17 protein-coding genes and 1 tRNA gene are annotated in these 23545 nt (G+C 66.5%); 12 read left to right on the plus strand and 6 right to left on the minus strand.

Features of this window, described 5'->3' with window-relative positions:
• The first annotated feature begins 15 nt into the window (after positions 1–15).
• Both ENSA7_RS28535 and ENSA7_RS28540 read left to right on the plus strand, forming a co-directional pair.
• A tRNA-Leu gene (locus ENSA7_RS28535) sits at positions 16–97 on the plus strand.
• 449 nt (positions 98–546) lie between these two features.
• Positions 547–1656, plus strand: a complete 1110-nt coding sequence (locus ENSA7_RS28540) for a hypothetical protein (protein ID WP_146158235.1) — start codon at positions 547–549, stop codon at positions 1654–1656.
• Positions 1657–1736: 80 nt separating this feature from the next.
• Here the strand turns inward: ENSA7_RS28540 and ENSA7_RS28545 are convergent, their stop codons facing one another.
• Positions 1737–1973, minus strand: a complete 237-nt coding sequence (locus tag ENSA7_RS28545; RefSeq protein ID WP_106092538.1) for a hypothetical protein — start codon at positions 1971–1973, stop codon at positions 1737–1739.
• A gap of 294 nt (positions 1974–2267) precedes the next feature.
• Between ENSA7_RS28545 and ENSA7_RS28550 the strand changes: the two genes are divergently transcribed.
• Positions 2268–3377 carry a hypothetical protein gene (locus tag ENSA7_RS28550; protein WP_146158236.1) on the plus strand — a complete coding sequence of 370 codons (1110 nt, stop codon included), beginning with the start codon at positions 2268–2270 and terminating at the stop codon, positions 3375–3377.
• 161 nt (positions 3378–3538) lie between these two features.
• Complete coding sequence (locus ENSA7_RS28555) at positions 3539–4333, plus strand: hypothetical protein (RefSeq protein ID WP_146158237.1); 795 nt, start codon at positions 3539–3541, stop codon at positions 4331–4333.
• Here the strand turns inward: ENSA7_RS28555 and ENSA7_RS28560 are convergent.
• Complete coding sequence (locus ENSA7_RS28560) at positions 4330–4692, minus strand: hypothetical protein (RefSeq protein ID WP_146158238.1); 363 nt, start codon at positions 4690–4692, stop codon at positions 4330–4332. The two genes, ENSA7_RS28555 and ENSA7_RS28560, sit on opposite strands and share 4 nt — an antisense overlap.
• A gap of 217 nt (positions 4693–4909) precedes the next feature.
• Between ENSA7_RS28560 and ENSA7_RS28565 the strand changes: the two genes are divergently transcribed.
• The 3 genes from ENSA7_RS28565 to ENSA7_RS28575 all read left to right on the plus strand — a co-directional run bounded on the left by ENSA7_RS28565 (position 4910) and on the right by ENSA7_RS28575 (position 10849).
• The gene (locus ENSA7_RS28565) at positions 4910–6157 is read left to right on the plus strand and encodes a cytochrome P450 (protein ID WP_181234207.1); all 1248 of its coding nucleotides are present in this window, start codon (positions 4910–4912) and stop codon (positions 6155–6157) included.
• The gene (locus ENSA7_RS28570; RefSeq protein WP_106092543.1) at positions 6154–6354 is read left to right on the plus strand and encodes a ferredoxin; all 201 of its coding nucleotides are present in this window, start codon (positions 6154–6156) and stop codon (positions 6352–6354) included. The genes ENSA7_RS28565 and ENSA7_RS28570 overlap by 4 nt, the downstream gene beginning before the upstream one ends.
• 79 nt (positions 6355–6433) lie before the next feature.
• Positions 6434–10849, plus strand: coding sequence for a LamG domain-containing protein (locus tag ENSA7_RS28575; RefSeq protein ID WP_106092544.1), 4416 nt, complete (start codon positions 6434–6436; stop codon positions 10847–10849).
• A gap of 27 nt (positions 10850–10876) precedes the next feature.
• Here the strand turns inward: ENSA7_RS28575 and ENSA7_RS28580 are convergent, their stop codons facing one another.
• A complete protein-coding gene (locus ENSA7_RS28580) occupies positions 10877–11506 on the minus strand; it encodes a hypothetical protein (protein WP_106092545.1) in 630 nt (209 codons plus the stop codon).
• A 434-nt stretch (positions 11507–11940) separates the two neighbouring features.
• Here ENSA7_RS28580 and ENSA7_RS28585 point away from each other — a divergent pair, with 434 nt between their 5' ends.
• Together ENSA7_RS28585 and ENSA7_RS28590 are read left to right on the plus strand one after the other, a co-directional pair.
• Entirely contained in the window at positions 11941–13734 is a 1794-nt protein-coding gene (locus ENSA7_RS28585; RefSeq protein ID WP_106092546.1) for a hypothetical protein, read from the plus strand.
• 109 nt (positions 13735–13843) lie between these two features.
• A complete protein-coding gene (locus ENSA7_RS28590) occupies positions 13844–14275 on the plus strand; it encodes a hypothetical protein (RefSeq protein ID WP_146158239.1) in 432 nt (143 codons plus the stop codon).
• Between the two features lie 6 nt (positions 14276–14281).
• Here the strand turns inward: ENSA7_RS28590 and ENSA7_RS28595 are convergent, their stop codons facing one another.
• Together ENSA7_RS28595 and ENSA7_RS28600 are read right to left on the minus strand one after the other, a co-directional pair.
• Entirely contained in the window at positions 14282–15205 is a 924-nt protein-coding gene (locus ENSA7_RS28595; RefSeq protein WP_106092548.1) for a class I SAM-dependent methyltransferase, read from the minus strand.
• Between the two features lie 2 nt (positions 15206–15207).
• Entirely contained in the window at positions 15208–17037 is a 1830-nt protein-coding gene (locus ENSA7_RS28600) for a YiiX/YebB-like N1pC/P60 family cysteine hydrolase (protein WP_106092549.1), read from the minus strand.
• A 160-nt stretch (positions 17038–17197) separates the two neighbouring features.
• On the opposite strand from ENSA7_RS28600, the gene ENSA7_RS28605 reads away from it, so the two are divergent.
• The gene (locus ENSA7_RS28605; protein ID WP_106092550.1) at positions 17198–17659 is read left to right on the plus strand and encodes a hypothetical protein; all 462 of its coding nucleotides are present in this window, start codon (positions 17198–17200) and stop codon (positions 17657–17659) included.
• 13 nt (positions 17660–17672) lie between these two features.
• Here the strand turns inward: ENSA7_RS28605 and ENSA7_RS28610 are convergent, their stop codons facing one another.
• Complete coding sequence (locus tag ENSA7_RS28610) at positions 17673–18788, minus strand: hypothetical protein (RefSeq protein WP_106092551.1); 1116 nt, start codon at positions 18786–18788, stop codon at positions 17673–17675.
• A gap of 353 nt (positions 18789–19141) precedes the next feature.
• Between ENSA7_RS28610 and ENSA7_RS28615 the strand changes: the two genes are divergently transcribed.
• Entirely contained in the window at positions 19142–21877 is a 2736-nt protein-coding gene (locus tag ENSA7_RS28615) for a beta-propeller fold lactonase family protein (RefSeq protein ID WP_106092552.1), read from the plus strand.
• A gap of 70 nt (positions 21878–21947) precedes the next feature.
• The gene (locus ENSA7_RS28620) at positions 21948–23468 is read left to right on the plus strand and encodes a tetratricopeptide repeat protein (RefSeq protein WP_106092553.1); all 1521 of its coding nucleotides are present in this window, start codon (positions 21948–21950) and stop codon (positions 23466–23468) included.
• Positions 23469–23545: the final 77 nt, after the last annotated feature.

Here is a 23545-nt window from a genome sequence, read left to right on the forward strand (position 1 = left end):
CCCGCTGAGGCTTCTGCGAAGGTGGCGGAATTGGTAGACGCGCTAGACTAAGGATCTAGTGTCTCACGACGTGGGGGTTCAAGTCCCCCCCTTCGCACTCAGGACCCGGCCCGCAACGGCCGGGTTCGTCATTTTAACTAGCGAGGTTCACGCTCGAGGCCCGCTCGCGCGGCGGATGCGTTCGTGCTGGGTGGCCGATCGCGCGGGGCGCGAGTTGATCGGCCGAGTGACCCCGACCGGCCGCGGGCCGAGGTCTCGAGAGTATATACAAATGTGGGAGAGCGCTCATATTCGCAACAGACCGCGGGTAGTGCGGACACTCGGTGCCGTGCGGTTGTGCGTATTCGCCCCATCCGCTATCGCCGATCTATCGATGTGGTCGGGGGCGAGTTCACAAAAGTGCCACAAAACAGCGTCCAGGGCTCGCGCAATTGTGACAAGCGCCGTCACCCTGCTTGCACGATAGCGCAGCGGGTGCTCGATGTAGCGTAGTGTATGCATAAGTTAGCCGTTGTCTTTTAATAGCCATTTTCCTAGAGTGCTCACATGAAAACCGCACCGTTCCGCAACCTCCGAATTGGGGCATTGACCCGCCCATTCTTCGCGACTCACCTCACGGTTGGCCTCACGGTTGGTCTCGTCGTCGCCCTGACGACCAGCTGCATGGTCGACGACGCCGATCCGACGACTTTCGAGCCCCTGGCCGAAGAATATGAGGAGATCGACCAGATCCAGCAGCCCGAGGCGCCGCTTCCCGAGAACCACGAAGGTGAGAGCTGCACCTACGACGCGCACTGTCCGGTCGGATCGCCCGCGTGCGTCGACAGCCAGTGCTGGGACGGCAGCGACGGCGATCCCTGCGACTACCAGTCCGACTGCGCGTATTCCGGCAATCGCTGCTTTGCCGGCACCTGCTGGGATGGAGGCGTGGGTGATCCATGTACCTACGATTCGCACTGCGACGGCTCCGCGCCGTTCTGTGCGGACGGTGCGTGCTCGGCCGGCGAGGCAGGGGACAGCTGCCTGTACAACAACGACTGCTCGATGGGCGCGCCGATCTGCGTGAGCGGCGAGTGCTCGGAGGGCGGGGTTGGGGATTCCTGCAGCTCTGACGTCCACTGTGGCGAGTCCGCGCCCTACTGCTCGCTCGGCTCGTGCTCGGCCGGCGAGGTCGGGGACGCGTGCCAGTTCGACCCTGACTGCTCGCCAGAAGCAGCCTACTGCGCGTTCGGTGAGTGCTCGGCCGGTGCGGCCGGCGACGCGTGTGACGTCGTGAACGACTGCGGGCCAGCGGCCCCGCTGTGCGTGGTTGGCGACATCTGCTCGGCTGGTGACGTCGGCGACGTCTGTGGGTACGACGGCGACTGCTCGATGAGCGCGCCGCTGTGCTCGCTGGGTGAGTGCTCGCTCGGCGCAGAGGGTGACGCGTGCGCGTACGACACGGACTGCTCGATGAGCGCCCCGCTGTGCTCGTTGGGCGTGTGCTCCGACGGTCAGCTCAACGACGCGTGCGACTACGACTCGGACTGCTCGGTCGACGCTCCGTACTGCTCGGATCTCACCGACACCTGCCAGACTGGTGAGGCCGGCTCGCCCTGCTCGCTCAACGCGGACTGCATCAACGGTTGCCACTTCGGCCTGCAGCAGTGCGTCTGAGTTCGACTGAGCACTCGATCACATGAGCGTGAACCGGGCTGGCCTGCGTGAGCCAGCCCGGTCACCGACAACTCGAGATCTCAGAGCACGCTGGCGTCGGTCCCCACCGCGAGCGTCTTGGGCCGCACGACCCCGTCGGCCGAGACCACCGCGCCCCCAACCTCACCGCCGGTCGTGATCGTTGCACCATCGCCATGCGTCACCTTCCACGCGTCGAGCCTGAACCTGCCACGCATTGGCTCCGCGCTGGTCGGAAGCTCGACCCAGGCGTCGGCGCTCGATAATTGTAGCGTTGGTGGCTTGCCGTCGGTGAGCATGAATTGCGATTCGGCGGAATGACCTTGATCTCTGAGTTCATGCATTGCATGGCAGATGTTGGATCGGCATAATTCGAGCACATTGGAGTGCTTCCCTGAGCACTGCATACTGGCGAGGATATCAGTGCGGGCTCGAGTTCACAAAAAACGCCATGCAGTAGCGTCCAGGCCTCGCCAAATTGTGACGAGCGCGGTCACCGTGCTTGCACGATGGCGCAGCCGGTTCTCGATGTAGCGTGGTGTATGCATGCATTAAGAATTGTCTTTCAGTAGGCATTTCCCTAGAGTGCCGACATGAAAACCGCACCGCTCCGCAACCTCCGCATTGGGGCATTGACCCGCCCATTCTTCGCGACTCACCTCACGGTTGGCCTCACGGTTGGTCTCGTCGTCGCCCTGACGACCAGCTGCATGGTCGACGACGCCGATCCCACGACCTTCGAGCCGCTGGCCGAAGAAGTTGAGGAGATCGATCAGATCCAGCAGCCCGAGGCGCCGCTTCCCGAGAACCACGAAGGCGAGAGCTGCACCTACGACGCGCACTGTCCGGTCGGCTCGCCCGCGTGCGTCGACAGCCAGTGCTGGGACGGCAGCGACGGCGATCCCTGCGACTACCAGTCCGACTGCGCGTACTCTGGCAATCGCTGCTTCGCCGGCACTTGCTGGGATGGTGGCGTGGGTGATCCGTGCTCATCCGACTCGCACTGCGATGGCTCCGCGCCGTTTTGTGCGGACGGTGCGTGCTCGGCCGGCGAGGCAGGGGACAGCTGCCTGTACAACAACGACTGCTCGATGGGCGCGCCGATCTGCGTGAGCGGCGAGTGCTCGGCCGGCGGGGTTGGGGATTCGTGTAGCTCCGACGCCCACTGTGGCGAGTCCGCGCCCTACTGCTCGCTCGGCTCGTGCTCGGCCGGCGAGGTCGGGGACGCGTGCCAGTTCGACCCTGACTGCTCGCCAGCGGCAGCCTACTGCGCGTTCGGTGAGTGCTCGGCCGGTGAGGCGGGCGACGCGTGTGACGTCGTGAACGACTGCGGGCCAGCGGCCCCGCTGTGCGTGGTGGGGGACATTTGCTCGGCTGGTGCGGTCGGCGACGTCTGTGGGTACGACGGCGACTGCTCGATGAGCGCCCCGCTGTGCTCGTTGGAGAAGTGCTCAGTCGGCGCAGAGGGTGACGCGTGCGCGTACGACAACGACTGCTCGATGGGCGCGCCGCTGTGCTCGTTGAGCAAGTGCTCCGACGGTCAGGTTGGCGACGCGTGTGCCTACGACACGGACTGCTCGGTCGACGCTCCGTTCTGCTCGGCTTTCGACGACACCTGCCAGACTGGCGAAGCCGGCTCGCCCTGCTCGCTCAACGCGGACTGCATCAACGGTTGCCACTTCGGCCTGCAGCAGTGCGTCTGAGCGCGACTGAGAACTCGGTCACATGAGCGCAATCCGGGCTGGCCTGCACGAGCCAGCCCGGTCACCGCGCTCGGAGCTGCGTGTCTGCAGCGTCACAGCTGCGATCGTGAACCAGCTGATCGGCCCCGTCGACAGCGCGGCGCCCCATGCGTCACCGGCTCATGCGTCGCCAGGCTACACTCCGGCCACGCGACGGCATGGAGACCGACGAGACCCTCGATCAGATCCGGGATGTGTTCAACGGCACGGTCCCGAACGTGTTCAGGCGCATGCACGCGTCGGGTGAGCTCGAGCGCAACTGGCCCCCCATTCGCGCGGTGCTGGTCGAGCCCGAGCCGCTGCCACCCGAGGTGGTCCAGGCCTTGTTCATCGTCCTCTCGCTGCGGTGCTCGAGCTACTACTGCTTCGTGCTCCACTCGCTGACCCTGTCCACCCAGGGGGCCACGCAGATCTCGATCGGGGAGCTCGCCCGTGTGTTCGACATGCCAGCGGTGACGCCCGAGTTCGATCGCTGGAGCCGAGTGCTCAAGCTGACGTGGCTCTCGCAGTTCGACGGGCCCCAGCAGCACGCCGCCGAGTACTTGCTGCGTCGCAACTGCAGCGACGCCGAGTACCAGCAGGTGCTCCGGGTCCACGCCGCCAACCAGGTCATCAACAGCTTCACCGTGGATCCCGAGCTGAAGCTCGACGGCGAGCCCATGCTCGACAGCTTTCCAGCCGAGCTGCGCGCGTTGGTCCCGGAGTTCGTCCGCTTCTACATGGAGACGACGTCGGGCTCTTCACCCAAGCGTCCGGTCTGCACGATGTGCAGCGTCTGCCGGGACGTTCGTGCGGTGGACGAGCAGTGGTATCCGCTGGCGGTCGCTGGTGAGCTGATCCCCAAGGGGGTGTTGTTCAGCCACGGGTTGTGCTCGGGCTGCCTCGTCAGCGAAGGCGTGCCGTCGGAGCTGCATTAGCAGGCGGGGGAAAATCTCGACGCGACCCAGAGCACGCCCCTGACCTCCGGGCCCGCGGCGGTCTGGAACACGCTGACAGCCCGCCCGAGCCCGAGCCCATGCAGGCAGTTGGCGTGGACCAGAAGCGCGGCCGCCAGGTCGGGTGACAAGGTCTCGTCTCCGGCCTCGATGCGATCATTAAACAGCGCAATCGCCTCAGCGCTGGCCTCTGCTCCGTCCCGGAAATATTGCGCGGGTTGTAGAGCCTGGGCGAACGCGAGCAAGGCCTGCGCGTGGCGGACTTGCTCGGCTGGCGTCGACGCAGCGCTTGGCCTGGTGGCTTGGACCGTGGCGGCGAGGGCGTCAAGGTCTTGTGACATGGCCGAAGCTAGCATGAGTCCACGGGTCCCAGGCTCGGTGGTTGCGCGCGCAATATGCGTGAACTGAAGTTCCGGTCTGTGAACACATGGTGCCACGTCGGCGCCACTCCAGCGACATCACTCCTCTCAATCTCTAAAATTTGCTGGAGAAACACTGATCCACTTGATCTCTGAAAGATGAGCCAGTATTCATAAAGTGAACCACAAGGGAACCATCGTGCACTTCGACTTCGATCCCGACTCCGAGTCCTTCGCCTACGACCCCTATCCCGCCTACGCGTGGCTACGTACGAACGCGCCCGTCTATCACTGGGAGAAGCGCGACACGCTGCTGCTCTCGCGGCTCGAGGACCTGCGGACCTTCCTCACCCACGAGCAGCTCTCGACCGACATCGCCGACTGGGAGCATCACCCGGGCGGGCAGCTGTTCGAGCAGCCGGGCTTCGAGGCCTGGGGATCAATCATCGCTACTTCACTGTTTCAGCTCCCACCAGCCGATCACGCGCGGGTCCGCAAGCTGGCGAGCGTCGCCCTCACGCCACGGGCCGTGCGGGCGATGGAGGGCGCGGTCAGGGCCACGGTGGAGCGCACCCTCGATGATCTCATCGCCAACGGTGACGAGGTCGTGAACATCCGTGACTTCACCGAGACCATCCCGCTGACCGTCATCTGTGATCTATTTGGCGTCCCCAGCCAGATGCGTGCCGGGTTTCGCGAGTTCGGTTTGGCGGCGATCCGCTCGGTCCAACCCAACCTCGATCCTGCCGTGCTCTCGGAGATCGCCAATGGCTTCACCCAGGGCAAGGTCTTGCTCGAGCAGCTCATCGAAGCCCGCCGCACAGACCCGAACCCTCCCGCCGACCTGCTGACGAGGCTCATCGAAGCCCGCGACGAGGCTCACCGCCTCTCGACCGCCGAGCTCATGTCGCTGATCTTTGCGTTGATCACCGCAGGCTCCGACACCACGGTGCACGGCACCTGCTACGCCGTGTTCACGCTGCTGCGTCACCCCCAGGCGCTCGCCGAGCTGCAAGCAGATCGCTCGCTGCTGCGCAGCACAATCGAAGAGACCTTGCGCTGGGACAGCTTTGGCAAGATCGGGCTGTTTCGCTACGCCCTGAGCGACTTCGAGCTCGCGGGCGTGCCGGTTCGCAAGGGCCAAGCTGTCAGCGGCCTGATGGGCGCCGCGCTGCGCGACCCCAATGGCTATGCCGACCCCGACCGCTTCGACATCCACCGGGAGAACGTCGCGAACCTGACCTTCGGACTTGGGCGTCACTTCTGTCTGGGGGCCAACCTCGCACGAACGGAGATGATGAAGGCGATCGAGATCCTGCTGATCGAGCGCTTCCCTCACGCCACGCTCGCTGGTGAGCCCGTGATCGATCACCACAACCCGATCATGCGCCCGATCGATAATTTGCCCGTGCGCCTGGGCGCGGACCAGGGCAAGGCGAAAGCATGAGGCTCATCATCGACGTGATCGCCTGTGAGGCGAACGGCGCGTGCACACGCATCCTCCCGGAGGCGCTCGAGCTCGACGACGAAGATCAGCTGCACCTGCGGCTCGCCGTGATCCCGCCCGAGCTCGAGGACAAGGCCGAGCGCGCTGTCCGTGTGTGCCCTCGCCAGGCCCTGCGTCTCGAGCCGTCCAAGCCCTGAGTCAGCCCGGAGCCGCCCGCGAGTCGGGCTGCTCCAACGGGGGTGTGAAGGCCCCAGCGCCGTCGACCATACAGCCCGGATGCGTACAACCACCGGTCTGACCATGATGTGGGCGGCCTTCGCTTGCATCGGATGTGCGGGCGAGCCAAGCGAGGTCGGGGAGCCGGAGCAGTTTCGCGCTGGCCCGACCGACGGACTCGAGCTGCACTGGACCTTCGAGGATCGGATCGGCGACCAGGTCCTGGATATTAGCGGCAAGGGTCGCCACGGTTGGTTGTTGGGCGGTGGCTCGTTCGTCGCGTCGTCCAACGGGGAGGCGGTCAGCCTCGATGGGGTCGACGACTACATCGCGTTCGTGGGCCCGCGCGATCCAAGCCTGTACGGCGGAGTCGACGGCGACTTCACGATCAACGCCCGCGTGCGGGTCTCCGATGTCGCCCGCTACAACACGCTGTGTTTTGGGTGTGGACCGTTCTCGACGATGTTTGTCGGGACCGAGACCTACGGCGCGCGAACCATGTCGGCGCTGCTCGACACCAGCAATAATGGCAGCCTGTGGCCGTGGAGCACGCAATCGCTGGCCAACGATACATGGGTCGAGGTCACGGTTGTCGTCGACGGCGGGGTGGCGGCGCGCACCTACCTGGACTGCACGCTCGACGCGGAGTTCTTCAGCCCGAACATCGGGCTGAAGAACTATGGCTTCTCTGCTGTCGGTCGGGGATCGCTGGCTTCGCGCTGGTATCAGGGTGAGATCGACGAGCTGCGGGTGTGGAATCGGGCCTTGACCGAGGCCGAGATCGCAACAATCTGCCCGACCCCGGCGACGCTGTGCGATGGCCCCATTCACGTAGACGTCGACGCGCCCGGCGATGGGGACGGGACGACCTGGGCGAGCGCCTTCAACGATCTTCAGGCGGCCCTGGACGCCGCGCTCGAGTGCCAGGAACCGGAGATCTGGGTAGCCGAGGGCACCTACGCCCCGAACCCGGCGTCGCCGGTCGCAACCATCACCGCGCCCGTGGCGATCTATGGCGGCTTCGCGGGTGACGAGGTCGCGTTCGCGCAGCGCGATGTCGACTCGCACGTCACCCGTTTGGGGGCCGACGGCTGGAACGCGCGGGTTGTCCTCGTTCAGGCCAGCGCCGCGTCGGAGCTCGAGGAGGTCTGGATCGACGGCTTTCACATCTCGGGGAGCAACGCGGGGGCGATCTTTCTGAACGGCGCGTTCTCGGGCACACCACCGATCACCGCGACGCTGGTAAACCTCGATCTCAGCGACAACGTGGTCTCTGATTACGGCGCCGCGCTGCGGGTGAGCGGCCGCTCGGTGGTGGATGTGATCGATTCTCGGTTCGAGGGCAACTCGGGCCTGCACGGCGGCGGGATCTACTTCACGGCTGGCAACGAGCAAGATGTGGCGAGCGGCGAGCTGAACGTCACGAATTGCGGGTTCGGCGGGAACCACGGCAAGTTCGGCGGTGCGATCTATGCGTCGAACACCTCGGCCGGCGACGAATTGGTGGCGATCATCGACAGCACGTTTACCGACAACACAGCGACCTGGGGCGGCGCGGTCGCGCTCGACGACTATCCCGGAACGCCGAACCCAATCGCGCTGACGATCGAAGGGGGAGAGTTCATCGGCAACACCGCGATCCACGGCGGTGGCGCGATCTCGTCTGAGGAGACCCTCGCCACGATTGAGGGGACGGCCTTCGTCGACAACGCCGCTGGCTTCGGCGGGGCGATCCACATCGACAACATTCACCCCGCGACCGAGCTTCCCGGCTGGGAGATCCGTGATGCTCGCTTCATCGCCAACCACGCGACGGTGACGGGCGGCGGCGCGATGTTGCTCGAGGAGCACGAGGTCGAGATCGTCAACACCGAGTTCGTGGGTAACACGGCGGTCGGCGGCGGCGGTGGGATCTTCGGTCGCGCGACGGTGGTCGCGTCGACCTTCACCGGCAACACAGGCAGCGTTGGCGGGGCCGTCTACGCGCCTGCGGGTCCCCTGGTTGCGATGCGGCACATCGTCGCGTGGCCCGACACCGTGGTTGGCAACGACATCATGCTCGACCACTCATGCGTCGCCCCGACGGCCAACGACGACACGGTCGAGCCGTTCGTGATCCTCGACGGCGATCCCTTCGAGCCGGCGGATCTCGACCTCGACGGCCGAACCGAGTACTACCTCGCGTCTGATTCTGCGTGTCGCGACTTCGCCGGGATCGCTGGTGAGCTCGACTGGGAGAGCCTCACCACCCAGGTCTCGCAGTGCACCGACGTCGCGCCGACCGACGCGGGCGTGCACTACGTCCCGCTGTTCGACGCTGGGCCGTGCGTGGGGGAGGGTGGCGACGACGACACGACCTCGGGCGGTGATACGGACTCGGGCTCGACTTCGGGCGACGGAGATGGCGACTCGAGCTCGAGCTCGAGCTCGGGGGATGGTGACGGGGATGGGGATGGAGGTGGCGACGCCACGGGAGATGGGGATGGTGACGGGGACACCACGGGCGACGGGGGCACCACGGGTGACGGAGACGGAGACGGCGACTGTGGTGAGTGGAGCGCGGTCAAGACCCGCGCGCTCGGTCTCGACAGGGTCTGGACGGACGGCGTCGATCTCGTCGCCGTGAGCAACATCCGGAGCAGCGCGGACATGGTCCGGCTCGCCGACGGGCAGTGGACAGACATCGAGGCGACCACAAACGATCGAATGCTCGCCCAGAGCTACGACGTCTGGGGTTCGGCCGTCGACGATCAGTGGGTGCTCGGCTTCGCGACGAGCTACGGCAAGGGCGTGTTTCACCACGACGGCGTGATGCTGGACAGCTCCGTGTTGTTTCCGGCTCCACCGGCCAACTTGTTCGGTGAGGTCGTCCCGCAGTCGCTCGCTGGCTCGGGCCCCGACGACGTGTGGGCGACGGCCTGGCTGGACTGCGGCACGATGGCGTGTGAGGACCCGGACTGCTCGTGCAACGGCGAACCGTCGCTGCTGATGCACTACGACGGGGTCGAGTGGAGCGACGTCGCGTCCCCGGGTCTGATCACGCAGATCTGGACGGACGGCACCAGCACCTGGGGCGTCGGCGGTCGCGACCAGTCCGACACCCCCTGGCTGACGCCGGTCGAGGGCGTGCTCGCCAGCTTCGACGGCGCCGACTGGACGATCGAGGCCGTCGAGCTGCCGCCGCTGCGCACGCTGTGGTCGCTCGATGGCGGCGATGTGTGGGTCGGCGGCAACGAGGGCACGCTGCGCCGCTACGACGGGCTCGACTGGGAGATCCATGATCTACCGACGGTGGCCAAGGTCGTGAAGATCGAAGGCCGCTCGAACACCGAGATCTGGGCGCTCGACGACGAGGGCGAGCTGTGGGCCTACGATAGCGTCGGCTGGAATGCGTGGCTCTCACTCCCCCACGCCCGCGACTTTGTCGTGATGGATGACTTGCTGGCGGTCGTCGGCGACGACGACGGTCACCTCGTCGAGTTCGTCGACATTGAGAACGAGACCGTCGATATCGTCTATTGGCGACGCAATTTTCAGCCGCAGACGCTGGTCGCGGACAACCTCGACAGCGCGATCGCCAGCTCGTCCCACGAAGGATACAGCTCGGCCTACGCGCCCAACGGCAGCTACGAGTGGGACGGCGTGAGCTGGTCGCCGACCTACCTCGCGCAGCTCTCCGGCTTCGACAGGCTCGTCGGCGCTGTCGACCAGGGCTTTGCCACGCGCCAGCTGTTGTCTGGCGAGGTCGACCCTGACTTCCATCCGATCTACGAGATCATCGACGGTGAGCCGACCGAGCTCGCGCCTCCGGCCCCCGACCTCGATGTGACCACCGCCGAGGTGTTCACGCTCGACGGTCAGGCGCAGCTGTGGGTCGCGACTGCGACCCTCGACGACTCGCAGTACCGTCTCTACGCCCGCGTCGGTGGTGTTTGGGTCGATCGTCAGCCGCCGGGGCTCACCCTTCAGGGGCTCCACATGACCCAGGGTGGTCAGCGGGTGTTCGTCAACTTCAACGGGGCCGGCAGCAACGTCACCTGGATGTTCGAGGCTGGGATCTGGACCGATATCAGCAACCCCTTGAACAACAGCAGGGCGATCTCGCTGGCCTCGACCGGAAAGTTCCAGCTGTGGATGACCGCGAGCACCGGCCAAGCTAGCTCGAATCCGGAGCAGCTGTATTTCTGGGGTGGCGGTGGCTGGAACGTAGCGAAGAACCTATTCCCGCAGATCGCCGGGTACGACCAGTGGTCGGCGCTCTCTGCTCGCGCGCCCAACGATATGTGGATGATGTCGTCGCGCAGCTTCGAGCCCGAGAACCTCGCCCACTGGAATGGTCAGGTCTGGACGGTCCTCGACACGCCCGCGTTGCTGCACGGGTGGGCCCGCGTCCAGGACATGCTCGAGCCGGTCCCGGGCGGCGTGTTCATTAGCGACGGCATTCGCCTGTGGCGCCACGAGGTGTGCGCGCCCTGAGCTCGGCCCGCGCATGCCGGCCCATCGTCACTCCGCGGCGCGCAGCTCTCCCCCACAGTAGTAGCAGCTCCCCGGCCTCGGCGGCCCCGGTCGCCCACACCCCGCGCACGCCCAGGTCCGGCCACCGCTGTCTGCGAGCGGCTCGATCTCATTGCCGAACCCCACGCCCGTCAGCGCTCGCAGCCGCTCGACATAGCGGCGTGAGAGCTGCTCTTGCTGGCCCTGAAAGTCGACCGAGAGCGTGAAGTGGCTGGCCTGGCCCTCGCCGTGAAAGCTGAACAGGACGACCCGCTCTTCGTGCAGATGCGCGTGGCTGGCCGGCACATCCTCGCGCTCGCAGATCACCAGGGCCACATCGAAGCGCTCGATCTCGTCGCCGGTCACGGCCCCCTGAATCGTGCCATGTAGCGACGTCGCCGTGCTCTCGTAGTCATAGGCGATTCGCTTGATCATGCGAAAGGGAATGATCCGTCGGCGTCGACGCAGCCACAGCAGTCGCTCGTCGATGATCACGTAGCGCGACCGTCGATCAACCGTGACCTCGCGGACCACGGTCCCGAGCGTCAGCAGCCGGACCAGCAGCGACGTTCGGGCGCGCAGCACACCGTCGCGCTCGGACACGCTCGGCGCGAGGGTCAGGAGCCGAAGTCCGGGCATGGCGGGATCATAGCCAATCTCGAGTCGGGCTGCGGGCTTGGCCGCACATTGGCTCAGCGCGCGCGCCTACGCCCACCAACCCGACCTCCGCGCGGGGGGCAGCGACCCGTCGACCCATCGCCGCGTCAGTCCGCTCGCCGACCGCTGGGGCAGGGCACACGAGCGATTGACCTCGAGCACCCATTCCCGGGTCGAGTGTGCCGAGTGCCAACGCAATAAACATTTTTGAGCCCAGGGGATGGCTCGGCAAAAAAGTCATGAGTTTCCGCGGAGATGCCGGTTCGTGCCACGTGCAATTGACCGAGTCAAAGCGTAGTCTCAATCGTCTATTATGGATTCACACGTTGGCTCGAGGTGTTCCTGAGAACGCCCGCCAGCGGCGAGCAGGGTTTGGCTCGGACCAGACCGCACAAACGGGTAATCGGAGGTCGCGCATGAGTGGCAAGACAATTGGCGAAGCGTGGCGAGAGATCGCCGGTGAGCGTGCCTGGCAGCTGCGCCCAGCGTGGCCGCCGGACGTGTTTGCGTTCACGTCCGTGGTGCTCGCTGACAGCGGCGCCTATCGCATGGTGATCTCGCCGCACAGCGAGGCCAGCGAGCACCAGTGGCCGCCTGACATGAGCCCACAGCAGACCGATAGCGCCTACGACGACGTCCCGCGGCGTCGGCGTCGGGGTGACACCGTCAATGATCACGCCGAGCTTCGCCGGGCGCGCTGGCAGGCCCACCTAAACCACACCGCGCGGGACTGGCGAGCCTTCGCCGAGAGCCGAGAGCGGCGACGAACCCCGAGCGGCGGGCGGCCGGCCGCGGGTGTGGAGGCCGACCCCGAGGGCGGCCCGGCCAATGGACCGGGGGCCACGATCGAGACATTGTGCCAATTGATCGAAGCCAGCTTTGACGCCCCGGTCGCCAAGCTCACCGACCCAGCGGCGTGGCCACTATGTCGAGCGCTGCTCGAACTTCACGCTCACGCCGACGTGGCCAGCGCCGGATTTGGTGTGCCAGGATCATGCGCCGAGCCCGGTATTGGCATGCGGGCGCGGCAGGCACTGCTGTATCGCGGGACCGTCAGCGACTTCGGCACCGATCGGGTTCGGGTGCTGCCCAAGCTCCGCACGCCGCAGACGGGTCTGACGATTCGCTCACTCTCACACAACCTCGGAATTGACCGATCCGAGGTCAAGGTCAATTGGCAGACCAGCACCATGTTGCTGCCGGGCGAGCGCGCACACGAGCTCAGCTTGCTGATCATTCCGTGGCCGTATCAGGTGCAGGCGAGTGACTTTCGCGCGTCGACGATCCTCGACACGGTCGTGGATCCACGCGCGTTTGGGTTCTTCGAGTATGAGCCGACGCAGCGGTTTGACCCGGCCCACAACCTCTTGCGGGTCATCTCCGCGGCCGAGCGCGACGTCGGTGGCATCAGCGCTGTGATCTTGCCCGAGAGCTCGATCAACGAGGCCGAGCTCGACGCGGCCGAGGCTGCGCTCGGTGATCGTGTCGGGTTCTTCTTGGCCGGTGTTCGTGGGCATCGCCGCAACTATGCGTATCTCGGCGTGCGTCACCCGTCGCACCTCGCTCGCTATGATCAAGACAAACACCACCGGTGGCGGCTCGACGCAGCCCAGATCGCCCAATACGGCCTGGGCCAGAGTCTCGACGCAAACCGATTGTGGTGGGAGCCCATGCGGGTGCGGCAACGGGAGATCAACTTTGTGTGCGCGAACCCCTGGCTGTGCATGGCCCCGCTCATCTGCGAGGACCTCGCCCGGCCTGATCCGGTCGCCGATGTAATTCGTGCGGTCGGGCCCAACCTCGTGATCGCGCTGCTCATGGACGGACCGCAGCTGAGCGCCCGGTGGCCGGGGCGTTATGCCAGTGTGCTCGCTGACGATCCCGGCAGCTCGATCCTGACCGTCACCTCACTGGGGATGGCGCTTCGCTCGGTCCCGCCAGGCATGACCCCGCGTCGCACGGTCGCGCTGTGGAAGGATCCAGCCGAAGGCGCGCGCGAGATCGACCTGGATCCGGGCGCCGACGCGGTGGTCGTCACGGTCGCGGCGGAGTTCGTCGAAGAGTTCACCGCGGATGGACGCTCGGATCACGGCGCCGCCGTGCGATTGGTGTTGACGGGTGTTCAGCAAGTGTTCGCGCCCGAGCCAAGCTCGCGCGCCGACGAGGCTCCAGGGGCGGCGAGCAAACCCAGCGATGGGCACCCGCGCTAATCCATTGATTGGTTCTGAACCCGTCAACAATTTACACGTGTCAAAGCGTACGATTGCGCGATCGACATTTGGTCTGGTGCGCCCGAGTGAAGCCTGCCATAGTGCGGCCATGGTACTCGACGAGACGGGATTGAGCGCCCTGGCGAACTTCGCTGACGCTGCGGTGAGCGCTCCAGGTGAGTTTGAGAAGCTCGCGGCCGCGGCGATTGACGACGCGCGCAGGTTCGACTCTGCGCGCAATTCGAGCGCGCTCGCGCAGGCCCTCGATGTGATGGGCTCAGCGCTTGGCTCGGTCCAGCCAGAGTCTGAGGCGCGGACCGTGGAGACCATGATGCAGGCGGCCAGGATCCTGCGCGAGCGCCAGGATCAGCTCTCGCGCGAGGCCGGTCGCGCGCTGCTGTGGGCGGTGGAGAACCAGCTGCTGATCGCCGCGCGACGCGACGCGCTGCCGCTGCCCTCGGGGCTCCACCCGCTGGATACCGACGATCGCGAGCGCAGCCGGCCAATCTCGATTCGTGGGTTCGAAGGTGGATATAAATAGAGTCACTCAGACAGGCGCACCCGTGATCAGCAGGTAATGTTTGCCGGTCACGTAGACGCGGCGACGGTGTTGTTGCAGATAACGCTTGAACCCAGCCACGCTCTTGATCAACAGCGAGAGCTCGGGCTGGCTGAAATTCTTGGTGCGGGCGCCGTGGAGCAGCTCGCCGTCGACATAGCGGCAATTCGGAATGCCGATGATGATCGTGCCATTGGGCTCGAGCAGCTGCTTGGTGATCTGCCGCAGGATCGCGCGGTCGTCGACGCCGGGGCTGTGCAGGGTGCTCAGCGCGAGCGCGAGGTCGAAGCGGCCGAGCTCGGGCTCGATCTCGGCGAGGTTGTTGACGTCGGCCTCGATGAAGCGGTGGGCAGGGTCGCCGAGCCGCGCGCGGGCCCGGGCGATCGCCGAGTGACTGTGGTCGACGCCGACGAAGCGAGGCTGCTTGGGCGCCAGCAGCCGGGCGATCAGCGTGAGCACGTCACCGTCGTTGCAGCCGAGATCCAAGATCCGCGGCGCGGGGCCGAGCTTGGCCCGCGTGAGCGCGTCGGCGAGGTCGAGCACGAAGCCGGGATCTTCGAGCTTGGAGACCCGAGCAAACCCAGATCCCACCCCGTACTTCTCGGTGGTGTCGCCGCGCGGGTGCTGGGCATCGTGCCAGCTCGCCCTGGCGTCCAGCCGCTCGAAGCACAGCTCGAGCTGGCCGTCTGCAGTCGGCCGGGGCGTCGACAAGCGCAGGCCCAGCCGCTCGGCCAGGTCAACCCACACCCGCAGCGGTCGGTGGATGTGGCGCTCGCCCTCGAGCTCGACAGACTCACCCGCGAAGCGGCCCCGACCATAGTCGGGATCGAGCACGCGCAAGCTGACGCGCTGGGCACCGGTGGCCAGCTGCGCTTGCAGATCCTCGATGATGTCGAGCAGAGACCTCGGCATGGCTACTGCTTGCGGTAGTCCCACTTGGTGCGACCAGGCGTCAGCAAGAACGCGGCCTCGTCGGACACCACGGCGGCTTGCTGGTGCTCGACCGCGTCGATGAAGTACACGAACTCGAGCTGCGCGTTGGGGTTGGCGTGCTCGGCCACGAACTGCTTGGCGAGCTCGTTGGCGGGCAGGGTCGGGCGCCCGGCGAGCTCGACCAGGCGCAGGTCGAGCCCGTGCTTGTCCGCTGCTGGTCGGTACGCGCGCCAGACCAGCTCGGTACACACCAGCGCGTTGTCGGTCGCGAAGTCGAAGTCGAAGTCGTAGGGCCGATCGAGCATCGAGAACGCGTCGACGATCGCCTGGGCCTTGGCCTTCTTGCTCAACCGTGGCCGCAGGGCGGCCAGGTAGTCGCCGCTGGCGTGGGCCATCGTGTTGAACACGACCCCCTCGCTGATCGCCTCGATCACGCGGTAGGGCTGGCCGTGATCTCGAAACCCAAACCGGAGCCAGCGTGACGGCCAGCGGTGGCTCAAGTAGGTGGGCAGGTCGATGTCCTCACCGCTGTGCTCGCGGACCCACGCGCGCACGCCTGGGTCGTCGAAGTACGCGGTGAATTGCTCGGGGTCACCAATGTAGAGGACCGCGTGGGGCCAGAACCCAGGCAGGCCAACGTTGCTGACGTACCAGTTCTTGCGGGACAGCAAGATGTCCCCCGGCTCGAGGTGCTCGACCAGCTCGGCCTGCATCTGCTCGTTGATCAAATACCAGTTGATTCGCCGGACCCGGGTGTCGCCCATCCACTCGGCGACGCCCTTTTGCGCCGGGTACCAGGCCCGCCGAAACCCGCGCTTGAGCAGCTCGGCGTCGCTGCCGATTGTCTTGGTCCCGGCCGCGAGCACGCCAAACCCCTCGATGAGGATCAGGTGCCGCTCGACGCGATCCCACAGCCACGCGTAGCCGATCGCGCGGGCCTCGGCGCGGCCCTTCATGGCTTGCTCGAGCCAGCGCAGATATTGCTTGCCCGCGATCACGCGGGTGGCGTCGCGGGCCCCCTGCAGCTCCTGACGAAAGTTGGAGAACGAGCTCTCGCCCAGGCCGCGCTCTGTATGCTGACCGTCGAGGTATTTGACCACGTTGCGGTTGTTGCCCAGCAGCGTGACTACCCGGGTGGCCTTCTCGTAGAGCGCGAGCTCGGCCGCGAACGTGAGCAAAAAGCTGCGCAGGTGCTGGCTGCGCTGGGCCCGAGATGGATCGAAGCGATACCAGTCCTCATAGAACACGCGGATCTGATCCAGCGCGAACGAGTAGGCGTAGATCGCTTCCCACGCATCGAGGACCAGGCGCTCGTCATCGGGGCCGAGCAGGGCGTCAGCCGCGAACAGCTCCGGCCGCGCTTCGAGCAGGACCAGATAGTGCTCGAGCCCCGCGTCGAGCTCGCTGTAATTCTTGCTGTCGAGGATGAAGGTCTCGTCAAAGTCATCGCGCGAGAGCTCGGTCAGCGGGCTGGGCTGCTCGACCCAGATCAGGACCAGGCGGCCGAACCCGGCGGCGAAGGCCAGGCCGGTCGCAACAAGGACGCGGCGCCGGACCACGCGGCCCTCGGGTGTGCGGCGGAACGCTCGACCTTGCAGCGCGCGACCGCTGGCGATCGCCAGCAGCGAGAGCGCGCCGAGGATCAACAGCAGCGCCAGCATCGACGGGAGCCACGGCGTGCCGCGGTCGGCCAGGTAGAAGCCGAGCGCCGCGCCGACACACGCGGGCAAGCCCCACACGCCAAGTCGGTGGACGACCCGGCCGATCTTTGCGTGGCGAGGATCGACGCCCGCTGCCTCGAGTTGCGGCACTGGCGGCCATCATGCTCAAACCGACGGAACCCGGCAAGCGGGCCCCGGTTCGGCTCGAGCTTCGAGGGTGGCCATGCGTGAATTGCTTGCGGCGATCAGCCCGTGCGCGCAGCGACGACTGCGCTCGTTGTCGCGCTCCGCCTCCACTACGTTGCAGAGCATGACGACGTCGGACGACGACACCCACGCCAAGCAGCGCAATCGAGAGCATGAGCTCGACCTCGGGTCGCTGTATCTCTCGTCGGCGGTCGCGGGTGCGCATCGGATTGGCTTGCAGCTGACCGCCGAGCGCGAGGGTCACCGCGAGGGTGCGCTGTCGTTGGACCCAAACCATTGTGGACTGAGCCCGTGGGGAGACCGAACCTGGTGCACCCAGATCGCCGTGCGGGCGCTGCAGGTGACCTCGACGCGGATGCGGGCCCTCGACCCAACCGGCAACGGCCGCGTGCAGCACCGCCTGACCAGCGTGGAGTTCGTCTACGAGTCGTTCAACTTGATCGAGTACCCGAAGGCCGCGCTGTGGTACCTCGTGTATACGCGCGAGGCTGGGGGCGCGTGGGTCGTGCCGCTGTTCGACGACAAGCTGCTCGAAAGCTATCCAACCCCGCTCGCAACCCGCTGATTCGGGTGCTGGCTCAGCTCCACACACGCTCGAGCGCGACGACCTCGAGCTTGCCGCTGGTCCGCGAGACCCCGCCGAGCAGGTACCAGACCACGACACACTCGTCGTCCGGGACGCCGGACACCGCGACCGCACAGATCTCCTGGACCGACGCCTGCAAGCGGCCCAGCAGCTCGCCGCCGCTGATCGAGCGGGACCACGTGAGCTGGGCGGTGGGCGTGCCGCGGTCCGCAAACTCCGAGCCCCGCAGCTCGAGGCCCGAGACCAGCTCCTCGTGGCTGGCGTCGCGCCACCACCCGCGCTGGGGTTGGCCCGAGACCAGCTGCTCGTAGCCCTCGGTCGGGGACGAGTCGGGCGGCCAGTCTGCCCACGCGTCTTCGCTGGCGCGCTCGAGCTGATCGCGGGCGATGCCCAACAGCGCCGACCGCAGCGGATCGGGGCCGCTCGGTGGCGGCAGCTCGAACAGCGGGAGCGGGTAGTTCCCGGCCTCGTTGCCGCTCCAGTCGAGGTGCATCCCACGCTGCTCGAGCGCGCGCAGCCACGGCGTGAAGCCGTCGGGCAGCGGCGCGGACTCGATACAGTCGAGCACCAACGCCGCGCCACTCGGCCCGCTCGACTTGGCCCCAAGCAGGCGACGCCAGCGGCTGGGCGGATCCACGCGGGGGCGGAGGGCCTCGAGCAACACGCTCGGTTCGGCGTTCAGGGGCAGCTGCGCGATGTCGGGGTTGAGACCATCGACGAGCAGCAGCCGCTGGCCCGGGATCGGCGTGTGCCTGGCCCATCGCAGCTGGCGGACCAGGTTGCGGCGATCGCCGAGGTGTCCGGTGCTTGGCTCGGAAGTGGCCGCCGTCCAGCGCAGGAGCTCGGGCAGCTCGGCGTTCAGCTGCAGCTCGCGCGCCTGGCCGGCGTCGATCTGCCAGACCCGACCGCCAGCCCCGGTGGCCAGATGCAGCTCGCCGTCGTGCTCGAGCGCTCCGACCACCGCGTCGGCCGTGGCCGCGAACCAAGTTTGATGGGTCGGGCACGTGCGCTCAGCAGCGTCAGGGGGTGTCAGCGGCGAGCCATGCAGCTTGGGGCCCAGCTCGCCGACGCGGAGGGTGAGATGCTCGAATGTGGGCGTGGGCGCCATCGAGCGCTTGTAGCATCGCCTGGCTCGCCCAGATAGCGTCGAGCCCGCTGGTGGCCGAATCGAGCTGGACTGTTGGGCGGCTAGCCAATGTGGCTATGCCGAGCAGATTCGCCATGGTGTCTGCGAAACGCTTGCCGTCCGGCTGCCATGGCTGCCGGACGGACGCCTGCGTGGTTCAGTGTCGGGTATGTAGTGTCCGCTCGAGCGTGTTTCGATCCTACTATTTTTCGGGAAAGCAGGCGCGAATTCGAGACGCGCGCGTCGGGCATTTGCGCGCTCGGCAATCATGCCACTATTCAGCGTCATCAAAAAGTAGAAATAGATCTTGGAACTGGCCACTATATCGATCAACAATGGAGGCGATGTTGCTTCGCAAGCTGGTGTTTCCCGCGGTGTCGGCCCTCGCGCTCCTGGCTGCGAGCGGTGAGGCACGCGCATCGCAACCACTGACCGCGTTCGAGAGCGGGCAAGTCCGCCCAATGGCGATGTCGCCCAATGGGCAGCGGCTGTTTGTGGTCAACACGCCCGACAATCGGCTCGAGATCTATGCGATCACCCCGGCCGGCCTCGAGCGTGAGGCCTCGGTGGCGGTCGGGCTCGAGCCTGTCGCAGTCGCCGCGCGCAACAATCACGAGGTATGGGTGGTCAACCACCTGTCAGATAGTGTCAGTGTGGTCGCCGTCGGCGCGCATGCTCACGTCAAGCGCACGCTGCAGGTTGGTGACGAGCCCCGAGACATCGTATTCGCCGGGGTCGGGGGCGAGCGGGCCTTCATTACGGCGGCCCACCGCGGGCAGCATGCCCCCTTCGATCCCCAGCTGACCACGCCCAGCGTCGGGCGAGCCGACGTATGGGTGTTTCAGGCCAGCCAGGTGAGCGCCGAGCCCCTGACGATCGTCAACCTGTTCAGCGACACCCCGCGGGCGCTGGCGGTCAACGCCGACGGCTCGCGGGTCTACGCCGCCGCCTTCAACTCGGGTAACCAGACGGCTACCATCGCCCCGGGTGTGATGCCCAAGGGTGGCGAGCAGGCCGGCGGCCTCCCCGGGCCCAACGTCAACCACGCTGGCATCGGCGAGCCTGACAATGGTCTGATCGTCCGGTTCGACGGCGACCACTGGGTCGACGAGCTCGGTCGGGTCTGGGACCACATGATCAAGTTCAACCTGCCCGACAAGGACGTGTTCGTGATCAACGCCGAGGCCCCGGTGCCAGCGCTGCTCCCCGACGACGACGGCTTCTTCGCGGGCGTGGGCACCACATTGTTCAACATGATCGTCAACCCGGTCAGCGGGAAGATCTACGTCACCAACACCGAGGCCCGCAACCAAGTCCGGTTCGAGGGCCCCGGGATCTTCGCCGACACCACCGTCCGCGGCCACGCTGTCGACAATCGCATCACCGTCCTCGACGACCAGGGCGTTCACCCGCGCCTGCTCAACAAGCACATCGACTACGACAATTGCTGCGCTCCGGTGCCAAACGCCGAGAGCGAGCTGAGCGTGTCGCAGCCGCTGGGCATGGCCACGACCAGCGACGGCGCCGTGCTCTACACCGCCGTGATCGGCAACGACAAGGTCGCGATCTACTACACCGCCGAGCTCGAGGACGACAGCTTCTACCCCGACGCCTTCGATCAGATCCCAGTCAGCGGCGGCGGGCCCACCGGCCTGGTCCTCGACGAGGCCAACGACCGGCTCTACGTCATGACCCGGTTCGACAACGGCATCTCGATCATCGACACCGACGCGCTCGAGGAGGTCGACCACCTGACCATGCACAACCCCGAGCCGGCCGATCTCATCGCGGGGCGCCGGTTCCTCTACGACGCGGCCCTGACCTCGAGCCACGGCGATCAGTCCTGCGCCTCGTGCCACATCTTTGGCGACAAAGACGATCTGGCCTGGGACCTGGGCAACCCCGACGGCGACATCATGGCGGTGACCGACAACATCCGCACCAACTTTGGGATCGGCGACATCGACTTTCACCCCATGAAGGGGCCCATGCTCACCCAGAGCCTGCGTGGCCTCGACAACCACGGGCCCATGCACTGGCGCGGCGATCGCAACGGCGTTGATCAGCAGCCCAGCGCCCAGCCTGACACCGGGGCCTACAGCGAGGTCGCCGCGTTCAACACCTTCAACGTGGCGTTCCCAGGTTTGCTCGGCCGCGACCAGGAGCTGGCCCCGGAGCAGATGCAGGCGTTCACCGACTTCGCCTTGCAGCTGGTCTACCCGCCCAACCCGATCCGCAACCTCGACAATTCACTGACCGCGCAGCAGCAGGTCGGCCGCGACTTCTTCTTCAACAATAAATCGGTCATTACCGCGGATCTCTCCCAGTTCACGTGCGAGAACTGCCACCGGATCGACGCGCAGGCCAACGCCGAGTACGGGGTCGCGCGGCCCGGCTTCTTTGGCAGCGACGGCCAGCTCGTCCTCGCCGAGCTCGGTCAGACCCTCAAGATCCCGCAGATGCGCAACTTTTACACGCGGGTCGGCGCGTTCGGCATGGTCGGCGGCGACGCGTTCTTCAACAGCCCCGGTCAACCGTTCTACGACGACAGCCACCAAGGTGATCAGGTCCGCGGGTTCGGCTACGCGCACGACGGCTCCAAAGACCAGCTGCTGCGGATCTTCAACGGCTTCTCGTTCGCGGCCGAGGGCTTTCACGACATCGACACCATGCTCGCCGTCGCCAGCTTCTTGTTTGCGTTCGACACCAACCTCGCGCCGGTCGTCGGTCAGCAGGTGACCCTTCGCAAGCAGGACTTTCAGCTGCAGGCGTGGGCTGCCGTCAACGCGCGGATCAACCTGCTGCGCGCGCGGGCCGATGCGGACGAGTGCGAGCTGATCGCCAAGACCCGGCTCGGACCATTCGAGCTCGGTCTGCTGTACGAGGGCGGGGCCTACACCACGAGCTTCTCCGGCCTGCCAAGCCTCACCCACGCCCAGGTCCGGCTGCTGGCCCTGAGCAGCCCGGTCACCTACACCTGCGTGCCGCTGGGCACGGGCGAGCGGCTCGGCATCGACCGCGACGACGACGGCACGCGCGACGGCGACGAGCAGCTGTGGTGGCAGTGGTAGCGCGGCTCCAGTGGTAGCGCAGCCCCAGTGGCGGGCGCCCGGGCCGACGTGGTAGCCACTCGGCCAGGCCATGGCATTCCTGAACAACAAAGTCCGCGGCGCTCACGACCGCCAGAAGCAAGCGCTGATCACCGAGGCGACGGGGGTCGGTGCTCAGGTCACCAACATCATCGAGATCGGCGACGACGCCCAGGCCGCCGGGGCGGCGGTCGGCAGCTCGGTCAAGGCGTTGTTTGGCGGCCGCATGAGGGTCGACTTCGTGCAGGTGTTTCAGCTGCAGACCAACGGCTGGTCGCACGCGTTCGTGCAGCCGTTCTCGGGTCTCGCCCCGCTGCCGGGGGAGCATCACGGGATCCTGAACGGTGGGATCGCGAGCCCAGCGATCCTCCGTCACGACTTGCGCTCTAGCGACTTCCCGTGGGATCCCGCGGCGGGTCCCCAGGTCGCCCAATACCTCGCTGGCTCTCCGCTCCTGCGCCAAGCCATCAAGTCGCTCGAGTGGGAGTGGGCCATGGGCATGGGCAAGATCACCATCGACTGGGCCGTGCAGGTCCGCAACGTCGGCAACCTGACAGCCCACGTCGTCATGCAGACCGGGCGCTACGGCGGCTTGACCACCTACGCAGTTGGGTTCGCGCAGTGGCTGAAGCTGTGCCACGCGCTCGGCACTTGCCTTGGCCAGGTCCACGCGCCTCCGCAGGCGTTCGTGGTGCCAGCCAGCTACGGTGAGATGCTCCACGGGGCGGCCCGGGTTGCGAGCCCGCAGCCGGATCCGCAGCCGCACGCCCAGCCGCAGGCCGGGGCCGTCGACGTGCGGGTCGACATGGTCTCGACGGTACAGGACGCGCTGCGGCCCCACGTTGGCAAGAAAGTCTGGGTTGGGGCGATCCCCAACAAGCAGCTGGGCAACATACAAAAGCACGTGTTGCCCAGCCACCTCGCGCACGGTCCGATCATCGCCGCCATCGACCTCACGACGTTCGGGTCGGCCAAAGACGCGATCGTCGTCACCCCGACGCAGCTCGTCACCAAGGAATTCGACGACCGACAGATCGTGGATCTGGCCGCGATCCGGGCGGTCCGCGAGTCGGACAAGCTCGTCGCGACCTACGTCGACATCGAGGTCGATCGCCTGGGCGCGATGCGGATCCCAGTTGGGATCGATCTCGATCCGGTCCTGGCGCTGATGCGTGGGGTCGCCAACGCCAACGCGCGCGTCGGCCCTGTCGCCGCCCAGGTCTCCGCGTTTGTGGGGGCGGGCGCCGATCAGCTCTCCATGCAGGACGCCCAGGCGCTGGCCCAGCGGGCCCAAGCGGCGATGTCGGGCGGTGGGGTGCACGACAAGATCAACGCCGCCGCGCAGCTGTTGCTGGGTGGCCAATACCAGGCTGCGATCGACAGCTACCTACAGATCGCCCAGGCCCACCCAGAGCACACCGGGACTTGCTATGGGCAGATCGGCGCGGGCTTGTTCTTCTTGCAGCAGTACGGCCGCGCGATCGAATACTATCAGGCAGCGAAGCAGCATGGCGCGGACTCTGCAATGATGGACGAGAACATCGCCGAAGCGCAGGGTTTTTGTCCCCAATGACGGCGCGCTCGATCAACAAGAGGCAGACTTACGTCGCTCCGCTCGCGAGGGCGAGCGACGACAACAACCTCGCGCAC

The sequence above is a fragment of the Enhygromyxa salina genome, from assembly GCF_002994635.1.
GTDB lineage: Bacteria > Myxococcota_A > Polyangia > Nannocystales > Nannocystaceae > Plesiocystis > Plesiocystis salina_B.

What these genes read in the sequence shown, in the direction of transcription:
- ENSA7_RS28540 (WP_146158235.1), top strand. Translation starts at nt 547, where the DNA reads ATGAAAACCGCACCGTTCCGCAACCTCCGAATTGGGGCATTGACCCGC.
- ENSA7_RS28545 (WP_106092538.1), bottom strand. Translation starts at nt 1,973, where the DNA reads ATGCTCACCGACGGCAAGCCACCAACGCTACAATTATCGAGCGCCGAC.
- ENSA7_RS28550 (WP_146158236.1), top strand. Translation starts at nt 2,268, where the DNA reads ATGAAAACCGCACCGCTCCGCAACCTCCGCATTGGGGCATTGACCCGC.
- ENSA7_RS28555 (WP_146158237.1), top strand. Translation starts at nt 3,539, where the DNA reads ATGCGTCGCCAGGCTACACTCCGGCCACGCGACGGCATGGAGACCGAC.
- ENSA7_RS28560 (WP_146158238.1), bottom strand. Translation starts at nt 4,692, where the DNA reads ATGTCACAAGACCTTGACGCCCTCGCCGCCACGGTCCAAGCCACCAGG.
- ENSA7_RS28570 (WP_106092543.1), top strand. Translation starts at nt 6,154, where the DNA reads ATGAGGCTCATCATCGACGTGATCGCCTGTGAGGCGAACGGCGCGTGC.
- ENSA7_RS28575 (WP_106092544.1), top strand. Translation starts at nt 6,434, where the DNA reads ATGCGTACAACCACCGGTCTGACCATGATGTGGGCGGCCTTCGCTTGC.
- ENSA7_RS28580 (WP_106092545.1), bottom strand. Translation starts at nt 11,506, where the DNA reads ATGCCCGGACTTCGGCTCCTGACCCTCGCGCCGAGCGTGTCCGAGCGC.
- ENSA7_RS28585 (WP_106092546.1), top strand. Translation starts at nt 11,941, where the DNA reads ATGAGTGGCAAGACAATTGGCGAAGCGTGGCGAGAGATCGCCGGTGAG.
- ENSA7_RS28590 (WP_146158239.1), top strand. Translation starts at nt 13,844, where the DNA reads ATGGTACTCGACGAGACGGGATTGAGCGCCCTGGCGAACTTCGCTGAC.
- ENSA7_RS28595 (WP_106092548.1), bottom strand. Translation starts at nt 15,205, where the DNA reads ATGCCGAGGTCTCTGCTCGACATCATCGAGGATCTGCAAGCGCAGCTG.
- ENSA7_RS28605 (WP_106092550.1), top strand. Translation starts at nt 17,198, where the DNA reads ATGACGACGTCGGACGACGACACCCACGCCAAGCAGCGCAATCGAGAG.
- ENSA7_RS28610 (WP_106092551.1), bottom strand. Translation starts at nt 18,788, where the DNA reads ATGGCGCCCACGCCCACATTCGAGCATCTCACCCTCCGCGTCGGCGAG.
- ENSA7_RS28615 (WP_106092552.1), top strand. Translation starts at nt 19,142, where the DNA reads ATGGAGGCGATGTTGCTTCGCAAGCTGGTGTTTCCCGCGGTGTCGGCC.
- ENSA7_RS28620 (WP_106092553.1), top strand. Translation starts at nt 21,948, where the DNA reads ATGGCATTCCTGAACAACAAAGTCCGCGGCGCTCACGACCGCCAGAAG.